At 70.5% G+C, this 9,745-nt stretch carries 9 protein-coding genes; 1 reads left to right on the top strand and 8 read right to left on the bottom strand.

All coding sequences use genetic code 11. From position 1 onward, the window contains the following. Positions 1 to 112: 112 nt before the first annotated feature. From ACWEGE_RS46710 to ACWEGE_RS46690, 5 genes are all read right to left on the bottom strand, one after another. A complete protein-coding gene (locus ACWEGE_RS46710; RefSeq protein WP_449666968.1) occupies positions 113 to 1,189 on the bottom strand; it encodes a glycoside hydrolase family 88 protein in 1,077 nt (358 codons plus the stop codon). A gap of 82 nt (positions 1,190 to 1,271) precedes the next feature. Further along, positions 1,272 to 1,913: a FadR/GntR family transcriptional regulator gene (locus ACWEGE_RS46705; RefSeq protein ID WP_449666967.1), complete on the bottom strand. Its 642-nt coding sequence runs from the start codon at positions 1,911 to 1,913 to the stop codon at positions 1,272 to 1,274. Positions 1,914 to 1,915: 2 nt separating this feature from the next. Further along, positions 1,916 to 2,941, bottom strand: coding sequence for an ABC transporter permease (locus ACWEGE_RS46700; RefSeq protein WP_449666966.1), 1,026 nt, complete (start codon positions 2,939 to 2,941; stop codon positions 1,916 to 1,918). 64 nt (positions 2,942 to 3,005) lie between these two features. Continuing rightward, positions 3,006 to 4,544: a sugar ABC transporter ATP-binding protein gene (locus tag ACWEGE_RS46695; protein ID WP_449666965.1), complete on the bottom strand. Its 1,539-nt coding sequence runs from the start codon at positions 4,542 to 4,544 to the stop codon at positions 3,006 to 3,008. A gap of 72 nt (positions 4,545 to 4,616) precedes the next feature. After that, a complete protein-coding gene (locus ACWEGE_RS46690) occupies positions 4,617 to 5,591 on the bottom strand; it encodes a substrate-binding domain-containing protein (protein WP_449666964.1) in 975 nt (324 codons plus the stop codon). Positions 5,592 to 5,959: 368 nt separating this feature from the next. Between ACWEGE_RS46690 and ACWEGE_RS46685 the strand changes: the two genes are divergently transcribed. Then, the gene (locus ACWEGE_RS46685) at positions 5,960 to 7,087 is read left to right on the top strand and encodes a CapA family protein (protein ID WP_449666963.1); all 1,128 of its coding nucleotides are present in this window, start codon (positions 5,960 to 5,962) and stop codon (positions 7,085 to 7,087) included. Positions 7,088 to 7,236: 149 nt separating this feature from the next. On the opposite strand, the gene ACWEGE_RS46680 is transcribed toward ACWEGE_RS46685, so the two are convergent. From ACWEGE_RS46680 to ACWEGE_RS46670, 3 genes are read right to left on the bottom strand one after another with little or no spacing between them, the layout of a single operon-like run. Beyond that, positions 7,237 to 8,256, bottom strand: a complete 1,020-nt coding sequence (locus ACWEGE_RS46680) for a family 2 encapsulin nanocompartment cargo protein polyprenyl transferase (protein ID WP_449666962.1) — start codon at positions 8,254 to 8,256, stop codon at positions 7,237 to 7,239. Beyond that, the gene (locus ACWEGE_RS46675; protein ID WP_449666961.1) at positions 8,256 to 9,644 is read right to left on the bottom strand and encodes a family 2B encapsulin nanocompartment shell protein; all 1,389 of its coding nucleotides are present in this window, start codon (positions 9,642 to 9,644) and stop codon (positions 8,256 to 8,258) included. Before ACWEGE_RS46675 ends, ACWEGE_RS46680 begins: the two co-directional genes overlap by 1 nt. Beyond that, entirely contained in the window at positions 9,641 to 9,739 is a 99-nt protein-coding gene (locus tag ACWEGE_RS46670; protein ID WP_449666969.1) for a hypothetical protein, read from the bottom strand. The genes ACWEGE_RS46675 and ACWEGE_RS46670 overlap by 4 nt, the downstream gene beginning before the upstream one ends. Positions 9,740 to 9,745: the final 6 nt, after the last annotated feature.

Below are 9,745 nucleotides of genomic sequence, written 5' to 3'. Positions count from 1 at the left end.
GCAACGCGCGCTGGACGCCCGGCAGGGCCGCTTCGTTGATCGTCACCGCCGCCGTCACCGAAGGCCACTGCGTCCGGATCTGCTCGAAGCAGACCCGCCTTACCACTCACGACTACTCGGCCGAGCAGCCCTGCAGCTTCGCCACCTGCTGGCCCGCCAGGAGGAACGCACCGACGCCGTACGCCGCCGTGTCGGTCGCGTGCGCCGTCGCGGGGCGGTCGCCCACCGGCTGGACGTAGCCCACCAGGCCGCTGGGCTGCAGCGCCTTCGTCGACAGCGCCGTCCACGCCTTGTCGACCACCGGGCGGAACCGGGCCGCGTCGAGGACGCCCGCGTTGACGCCCCAGCCGAGGCCGAAGGCGAAGAACGCCGTGCCGCTGGCCTCCGGGCCGCCGTGGTCACGCGGGTTCAGCAGGTCGGAGTTCCAGAACCCGTCACGCCGCTGGACCGCAGCCAGCCTGGCGGCCATCTTCTTGTACACGCGCAGGTACTCCGGCCGTCGCGGGTCGTCGGTCGGCAGGACCTGGAGGACCTTCGTCAAGGCCGCCAGCGCCCAGCCGTTGCCGCGGGACCAGAACACGCCCGAACCCTTGAACCGCGCGTCGCGGTACCACAGGCCGGTGAACTCGCTGAACAGCTTGCGTTCCGACGACCGGAAGAGCTGGTCCATCGCGTCCAAATAGGACGGATCGTGGTCGATCAGGCTCATCCGCGCGAACGACGGCATCGCCATGTTCAGCGCGTCGACGTAGTTCCAGTAGTCGCGGTGTCCCTCCTGCACGGACGCCACTTCGTCGCGGATCCGCGTGCGGATCGAGTCCAGGGGGATCTCCGGGTGGAAGTAGGTGTAGAGATCCAGGTATGCCTCGCCCGCCGCCTGGTTGTCCGGGAAGAAGGGGCGTTTCGGGTCGAAGGGCAGCAGGTAGGAGTTGGCCTGCGCCCACGGGTAGGTCTTGTGGTTGGACTGGCCGGTGGTCCGGACCAGTGCCAGGTTGCCGACGTGGAACGTCGCGTTCTGCCAGTCCGGCGCGTCGAGGTTCGTCCCGTTGGCCACCCAGTAGTTGCCCGCGGACACCATTTCGTCGGAGATCGTGCAGGTCGCGGCGGTCGCCACCGGGGCGGTCAAGAGACCGCCCGCCACCGCCGCGGCCGCGAGCACGCCGAAACCACGAATTCCCGGGAAACGCATGAAAAGCGTCCTCCTCAACACTCATGGCGGCGGGCATCCGCAGCGAGTGAAGCGCGTCCCGGTAACCGTGTCAAGGTACCGATCACCGGTACGCCGCAACGGTTTCCAGCAACCGGCGGCACGCGGACTCGGCACCGTCGGCGTTCTTCGCCAGCACCAGCGTGAGCACCCGGGAATGCGCGACGAGCGTGTCCGCCGGTTCGCCCTGCGCCCGCAGCGCCGCCACCACCGGCACCTGCAGCTGCGCGATCAACGTGTTCCCCGACGCGCGGACCAGCGCCGCGTGGAACAGTGCATCGGCAGCCCGGAAGGCCGCGGTGTCTTCGGCGTCGGCCATCTGCGCGTAGGCCGCCGCCATCGCCGAAAGCTCGTCGGGCCGCCGGTGCCGCGCCGCCATCCGCGCCGCCTGCGGCTCGATGGCCAGCCGCAGCTCCAGCAGCTCGCGCAGGTGCTCGCGGCCGCCGGGACCGCCGACCCGCCAGGCGATGACGTCCGGGTCGATCGCGTCCCACGCCTCGGGTGGCAGCGTCCAGGTCCCGACCCGCGGCCGCGCGGTGACCATGCCCTTGGATTCGAGCACGCGCAGCGCCTCGCGGACCACCGTGCGGGACGCGGAAAACCGGCGGCCGAGCTCCTCGGGGACGAGCGGCTGCCCGTCCCCGAGGACGCCTTCGACGATGAGCCGGCCCAGTTCGTCGACGATGCGCGCGTGGAGGTTCCGCACCGCTACTCGGGCAGGCCGACGCGCCGCTCCCCGCTGCGCAGCTGCTGCAGCACGACCGCGATCACCAGCAGGGCGCCGTGGGCGACGTTCTGCCAGAACGGGTTGATGCCCAGCCCGGACATGCCGTTGTCGAGCACGCCGAGGATGACCACCGCGAGCACGGTCGAGATGATCGACCCGCGGCCGCCCTTGAGCATCGTGCCGCCGAGCGCGGCGCCGGTGACGGCCTGCAGTTCCAGGCCTTCCGAACCGGACGTCGGCTGGCCGGAGCCGGTGCGCGCGGTGATCAGCACGCCCGCGATCGCCGCGACCACGCCGACGAGGGCGTACACGCCGATGATGTACCGGTTGATGTTGATCCCGGCCAGCCGCGCGGCGGTGTCGTTGCCGCCGATGGCGTAGACGTTGCGGCCGATGTCGGTGTACTTGAGCAGGAAGTGCAGCAGCGCCGCGACGATCAGGAACACCCACACCAGCGACGGCAGGCCCGCGATCGCGCCCTTGGCCAGGAAGATGAACAGGTCGTCGCCGCCGGTGTAGCCCTGCGCCTTGCCGTCGGAGATCACCTGCGCGATGCCCTTGTAGGTGGCGAGCATGGCCAGTGTCGCGACCACCGGGTTGACCCGGCCGAAGATGATGATCATGCCGTTGACCAGGCCGCAGAGGATGCCGACGCCGACCGCGGCGAGGATGCCGACCTCGGCGTTGCCGGTCGAGGTGAACACCATCGCCGAGACGACCGAGGCCAGCCCGGCCATCGAGCCGACCGAGATGTCCAGCGCGCCGAGGATGATCACCAGCGTCTGCACCAGGGCGAGCAGCCCCATGATGGTGATCGCGCTGCCGATCAGCAGCAGGTTGTTGGTGCGGAAGAAGTTCTCGTTCAGCACGCTCAGCAGGATCACCAGCGCGATGAGCGTGATGATCAGGCTGGAGTTCTGCACGCCGATGCCGGTGAGCACCCGTCGCGCGGCGGACGGCTGCGGCGGGGCGGCAGGGGCCGACGTTTCCTTGGTGGGGGTGCTCATGCGCCGACCTCGCTGACGCTCGGCGCGGCTACAGCGGTGTCATTCGATTCGTTCGCAAGCTCACTCATGCGCCGATCTCCTGGGCGTCGTCCACGGCTGGTTCGGTTTCGGGGATGGCGAGGGTCAGCACGGCTTCCTCGGTCGCTTCGTCGCGGCCGAGCTCGCCCGCGAGCCGCCCGGTGCGCATGACGAGGATGCGGTCGGCCAGCGTCAGCACCTCGGGCAGGTCGGAGGAGATGACCAGCAGCGCGATGCCCTCGGCGGCCAGGCCGTCGATGATCCGGTAGATCTCGGCCTTCGCGCCGACGTCGACCCCGCGCGTCGGCTCGTCGAGGATCAGCAGCTTGGGCCGCCGCGCGAGCCAGCGCGCGAGGACGGCCTTCTGCTGGTTGCCGCCGGAGAGCTTGCGGACTTCCTGCTCCATCGACGGCGTCCGCACGCGAAGCTCGCGCACGTACTCCTCGACGAGCGCGCGTTCCTTCGCCCGCTTCACGACCCGGAAGCGGCGAAGCCGGTCCAGGACGGCGATGGAGACGTTGTCGCGTACGGACCGCTGCATGAGCAGCGCGTCCGTCTTGCGCTCCTCGGGGGCGAAGCCGATGCCCGCTTTGACGGCGTCACCGGGGTTGTGCGCGCGCAGGCGTTTCCCGTCGAGCTCGACGGTCCCGGACCGGATCGGCAGGTCGCCGACGATCGCGCGGGCCAGCTCGGAGCGTCCCGCGCCGACCAGCCCCGCCAGGCAGACGACCTCGCCCGCGCGGACCTGCAGCGAGATCCCGGTGACGTCGTCGGTCGTGACGTCGTCGAGCTTCAGGACCACGTCACCGGTGTCCTGCGTGACGCGGCGCTCGAGCGCGGACAGGTCGCGGCCGATCATCATCCGGACCAGGCCGGCTTCGTCGGTCTCCGCGGCCTGCTGGACGCCGACGAGCTTCCCGTCGCGCAGCACGGCGACGCGGTCGGCGAGCTGGAAGATCTCCTTCATCCGGTGCGAGACGTAGACGACCGCGACGCCGCTGTCGCGCAGCCGCCCGATCAGCCGGAAGAGCGCCTCGACCTCGTGCTCCGACAGCGACGACGTCGGCTCGTCGAAGGCGATCACCCGCGGCGGCGTGGCCGCGGTGAGCACGCGCAGGATCTCGACGAGCTGGCGTTGCGCGGGGGAGAGCGCGGCACCGAGCGTCGCGGGGTTGAGCACGCCCTCGAAGCCGTACTCGACGAGCGCGTCGTGCGTGGCCTTGGCGAGCGTGCGCCGGCTGAACACCCGGGCCTTCGCCGGCAGTTCGCCGACGAAGACGTTCTCCGCCACCGAAACGTGCGGGATGATCTCGGGTTCCTGGTAGATCACGCGGACCCCGGCGGCCATCGCCGCGCGCGGGGTGTCGAAGGCGACTTCGGTGCCGTCCAGGAGCAGCCGGCCGTCGTCCGGGCCCTGGTCGCCGGACAGCACGCGCAGCAGCGTCGACTTCCCGGCGCCGTTCTCGCCCATCAGGGCCAGTACTTCGCCGGAGCGGAACTCCAGCGAGACGTCGTCGAGGGCGGTGACCCCGGAGAAGCGCTTGCCGATGCCCTCGACGGCGAGCGCGGGAGGAGAACTGGACATGGTCGCCTTCCGTACGGCGGTCGTGAGTGGTAAGGCGGGTGCCAACCCGCCTTACCACTCACGAGGGGGCGGTCAGGTGCAGTTGACGCCGGCCTGCTTGTAGTTGTCCTTGTTGACGATCGTGGTCTTGGCGATCGTCTCCGCCGGCAGTTCCTTGCCGTTCTTCACCTTGTCGACCAGCACCTGGATCGCGGAGCGGCCGACCTCGGCACCGGAGATGTAGAGCGCGGCCTTGTTGCCGGTGTCCTTGCCGGCGGCCCAGTCCTTGCAGTCGAGGTAGGCCCCCAGCCCGACGCCGATGATGTTGTTCGCCTGCACACCGGAGTTGGCCAGCGCGGTCACGACACCGGTCTCGTTCTCGTCGTTGCAGCCCCAGACGACCCAGTGCTTGACGCCCGGGTTGGAGCCGATCACGGCGCCGGAGCGGTTCTGCGCGTCGACCGGCGAGTTGTCGGTGCCGACGTCGATGACCTGGACGTCCGCGCCCGCGGCCTTCGAGAACGCCGTCTTCGCGGCGTTGACGCGGTCGGTGCAGACGGTCAGGTCCTGCTTGTACGCGCTGATGATCTTCGTGTCGGCGGCGGCCCAGCCGGCGGCCTTGAACAGGTTCCCGGCCTCGGTGCCGACCTTCTCACCCATCTGGCTGCCGTTGAAGCCGACGAACGGCGCCTTCGCGCCGGTGCCGTCCTTGATGACGTCGTCCGAGGCGATCAGCGGGATGCCCGCGCTCTTGGCCTTGTCGATCACCTGCGGGCCGATGGCCTGGTCGGGGACGACGATGGCGACGCCGTTGGCGCCCTGGGCGACCGCGGCGTCCAGTTCGGTGATCGCTTTGTTCGCGTCCTGGCCGAGGTTGACGACCTTCAGCTCGACGCCGAGTTCCTTCGCCTTCTCCTGCGCGCCCTGGGCCTGCTCGACGAAGTACTGCTGGTCACCCTGTTTCTGCAGGTAGTACAGGGTGATCTTGCCGTTGGCCGGTGCCTGCTGCTGCGGCGCCGCGGTCTCTTTGCCCGAAGAGCAGGAGGCCAGCAGTGCGCCGGAAATCAAACAACAACCAACAAGGCTCCAGGTACGCAGCCTGTGCGAGTGTGGGGACATCGTTGCTCCCAAGGAGGCCGGGGTTGAGCGGCGCGTCGGGGCGCCGCCGAGTGACTCGTATTACAAAACACCCTTTCGTGCAGCGTCAAGGCGCAGTTAGCGGAGCGAGACCTACTCTGCGTAGTTGCATCGTGGCAAGCATGGGCCTCATTTATCGTATTTTTTCCCGCCTGTCCTGCGCGTTGTCCGGTTTTGTCGTGTGCGAATGTTCTGATCGGTGTTGTCGACTGTGGTGGAAGTTTCAAGCGTGGACCCGGAGGGTGTCGCTGCCCGATTCGCCCGGCTGGCAGGATGGCCGGACCACGTTAGGGGGACCGATGACGAAGCACCGCGTCGCCGCGCTCGCCGGCGTTGCGCTCCTGGCGGCCGCTTGCAGCAGCCCGCCGCAGCAGCGGGGCCCGGCGCCGACGCCGTTTCCCGAGACGGGTTCGTCCAGTGCCGCCGCCCCCGGCGGGTCGTTCAGCGTCGTCGCCACGGGTGACGTCCTGATCCACCCGGCGCTGACCGAGCAGGCCGAGGCGGACGGCGGCGGGAAGATCGACTACCGGCCGCTGCTGGCCGGGATCAAGCCGCTGATCTCCGGCGCCGACTTCGGGATCTGCCACCTCGAGACGCCGCTGGCGCCGGAAGGCGGGCCGTACAGCGGGTACCCGTCGTTCAGCGCGCCGCCGGAGATCGCCGACGCGATCAAGGACACCGGCTACGACACCTGCTCGACGTCGTCCAACCACACGATCGACCAGGGCGCCGAGGGCGTCACCCGCACCCTGGACAAGCTCGACGCGGTCGGCGTCAAGCACACCGGCTCGGCGCGGTCGGCGGCCGAGGCCGCGAAACCGCTGATCCTCGACGTCCACGGCGTCAAGGTCGCCCAGGTGTCGTACGCGTTCGGCTTCAACGGCATCAAGGTGCCGGCCGGGAAACCGTGGCTGGCCAACCAGATCGACGTCGACGACGTGCTGGCGGCGGCGCGCAAGGCGCGCGAAGCCGGCGCGCAGGTCGTCATCGCCAGCCTGCACTGGGGTGTCGAGTATCAGCACGAGCCGACGGCCGAACAACGTTCGCAGGCGAAGAAGATCCTGGCGTCGGACGACGTCGACCTCATCGTCGGCCACCACGCCCACGTGGTCCAGCCGTTCGAGAAGATCGGCGGCAAGTGGGTGGCCTACGGGCTCGGCAACAGCGTCGCCCGCCACTCCGAGCCCAAGGGCGACACGGAGGAGGGCGCGGCGGCCCGCTTCCGCTTCGTCCGCGACGGCGACCGCTGGAAGGTCGACAAGGCCGAGTACGTCCCGACCCTGATCCGCCTGGAAGCCCCGATCCGCCTGATCGACTTGTCGACATCCCCGTCGTCCCCGCAGGTCACCAAGGCCCTCCAGGACACGGACAAGAACATCCTGAGCCTCAACGCCGACAAATCCGGCCTAACCCGCCCCGGCCAGTAACCCGCATCTCGCGTGATCCCAGGGGCATCACTCGTGACCAGAGAGGCATCAAGCGTGACTGGTGGGGCATCGCGCTGATGCCCCGCCAATCACACGTGATGCCCGCCTGATCACGCGTGATGCCCCTCCGGACACGCGTGATGCCCCGTTCAGTGGGTGCGGGTGGTGATGAGGCGGGCCAGGGACGCGAGTTCGGCGGTGGCGCGGGAGGGCGGGGCGGCGGTGGTGAGGTCGCGCAGGGCCTTGGCCCGCAACGCGTCCGCCTGGGCCTGGCTCCACTGGCGGCCGCCCGCGGCCTCGACGAGCGAAGCCGCGCGGGCCAGCTCGGTCTCGTCCAGGGGCTCGCGCCGGGCGTAGAGCGTGGCGAGCTCGGCGCCGGCCGGCGTGCCCGAACACAGGGCCGTCACCACCGGCAGGGACTTCTTGCGGTTCTGGAGGTCCGAGTACACCGGCTTGCCGGTGACGGCCGGGTCGCCCCAGATGCCGAGCAGGTCGTCGATGTGCTGGAACGCCAGGCCCACCGCGCGGCCGAACGCGCCGAACCCGTCGAAGCCCGCCGTTCCGGAGGCCGCCCCGAGCGTGCAGGACGCCCCCAGCAGGGCCGCGGTCTTGCCCTCCGCCATCCGCACGCACTCGCCCGGGGTGACGTCGTCGCGCTGCTCGAAGTCCAGGTCCTCCGCCTGGCCTTCGAGCAGGGCCAGCGTCGCGGCCGAGAGCACCTTCGCGTTCGCCGCCCCGCTCGGCGCCAGCACCTCGAACGCCAGGCTCAGCAGCGCGTCCCCGGCCAGCACCGCCGGCCCGGTGCCGAACACCGTCCACGCCGTCGCGCGGTGGCGCCGGGTCGTGTCGCCGTCCATGACGTCGTCGTGCAGCAGCGAGAAGTTGTGCACCAGCTCGACCGCGACGGCGGCGGGCACCGCGTCGGCCGCCGCCCCGCCCGCGGCTTCCGCGCACAGCAGCACCAACGCCGGCCGCAGTGCCTTGCCGCCGTCGGTGGCCGCCGGCCGTCCGTCGGCGTCCTGCCAGCCGAAGTGGTAGGCGGCGACCCGCCGCATCGCCTCCGGCAGCCGCTCGGCGGCCGTCCGCAACGCCGGCTCGACGAGCCCCTTGCTCCACGCGAGGACGTCGGCGAGCGGACGGGCCGCGGTGCGCGTGCTCATGGCCGTCATCAGAGACCGACCTGGACGTCGTCGAGCGCGCCGAGCGCGTCCGGGACGAGGACGGCCGCGGAGTGGTACGCGCTGACGAGGTACGAGGTCACCGCGCGGTCGCCGGTGCCCATGAACCGGACGTTGAGACCCGGCTGGTACTCGTCGGGCAGCGACTCGGGCCGGAGGCCGACGACGCCCGCGTCCTCTTCGCCGGTGCGCATGGCGAGGATGGACGTCGTGCCCGCCGCGGTCACCGGGAGCTTGTCACACGGCAGGATCGGCACCCCACGCCAGGCGGTGACGCGTTTGCCGTCCAGGACAACGGTATCCGGGTAGATCCGGCGGCGCGTGCATTCCCGCCCGAACGCCGCGATCGCCCGCGGGTGGGCGAGGAAGAACCGGGTCTTGCGGCGGCGGCAGAGCAGGTCGTCCAGGTCGAGCGGGGTCGGCGGCCCGGTGCGGGTGGTGATCCGCTGCTTGAGGTCGGCGTTGTGCAGCAACCCGAACTCGGTGTTGTTGACCAGCTCGTGTTCCTGGCGTTCCCGCAACGCTTCCACGGTCAGCCGCAGCTGCTGTTCGAGCTGGTTCATCGGCTGGTTGTAGAGGTCGGCGACGCGGTTGTGGACCCGCAGCACGGTCTGCGCGACGGCCAGGTCGTACTCGCGCGGCGAGGGGTCGTAGTCGACGTAGGTGCCGGGCAGGAGGGGCTCGCCGTCGTGGCCTGCGGCGAGGTCGATGGCGGCTTCGCCCTTGGTGTTCTGCGGTTTCCGCGGCCGGGCCAGCACTTCGGCGACGTGCGTCCGGAGGGCCTCCGACCGGCCGTTGAGCCGCGCGTAGGCGGCGGCGGGCAGGACGAGCGCGACGACCCGGGTGGCGGCCCGGGCGGTGAAGGACCACGTGCCGGGGCCGGGGCCGAGGAGCTCCTCGCCGAAGTGGTCGCCGTCGGTGGCGGTCCCCACGTGCAGGTCGTCGCCGTAGGGGCCGGTGCGGTGGCGGGTGACCTTGCCGTGGGCGAGGAGGAACAGGGTGTCGAGCGGGCTGCCGGCGGTGAAGAGGGTGTCTCCGGGTTCGTATTCGCGTTGCTCGAACGCTTCGGCCAGCGCACCCAGCGCGGTCTCGTCGCCGAAACCCCGCAGCAGCGCGAGCTCGGTCAGCTCGGCGGGCACCACCTGGACCCGGGCACCGGTGGTGAAGAAGGAAACCTTGCCGTCGCCCAGGGTGTAGGTGAGCCGCCGGTTGACCCGGTAGGAACCGGCGGGCACCTCCACCCACGGCAGCCGGGACAGCAGCCAGCGGGTGCTGATGCCGCGCATCTGCGGCAGCGTCTTGGTCGTGGTGGTCAGCGTCCGCGCCGCGGTGACGCTCAGCGAGAGCTGCACCGACGCCGTTTCCTCGGTGACGGTCACGGGGTTTCCCGGCCGATTTCGGCGTTTTCGAGGATGGCGAGGGCGTCGGGGACGAGGACGGCGGCGGAGTAGTAGGCGGAGACGAGGTAGGAGATGAGGGC

Source organism: Amycolatopsis sp. NPDC004747 (assembly GCF_053601335.1).
This window is presented reverse-complemented; position numbering and strand designations above follow the sequence as displayed.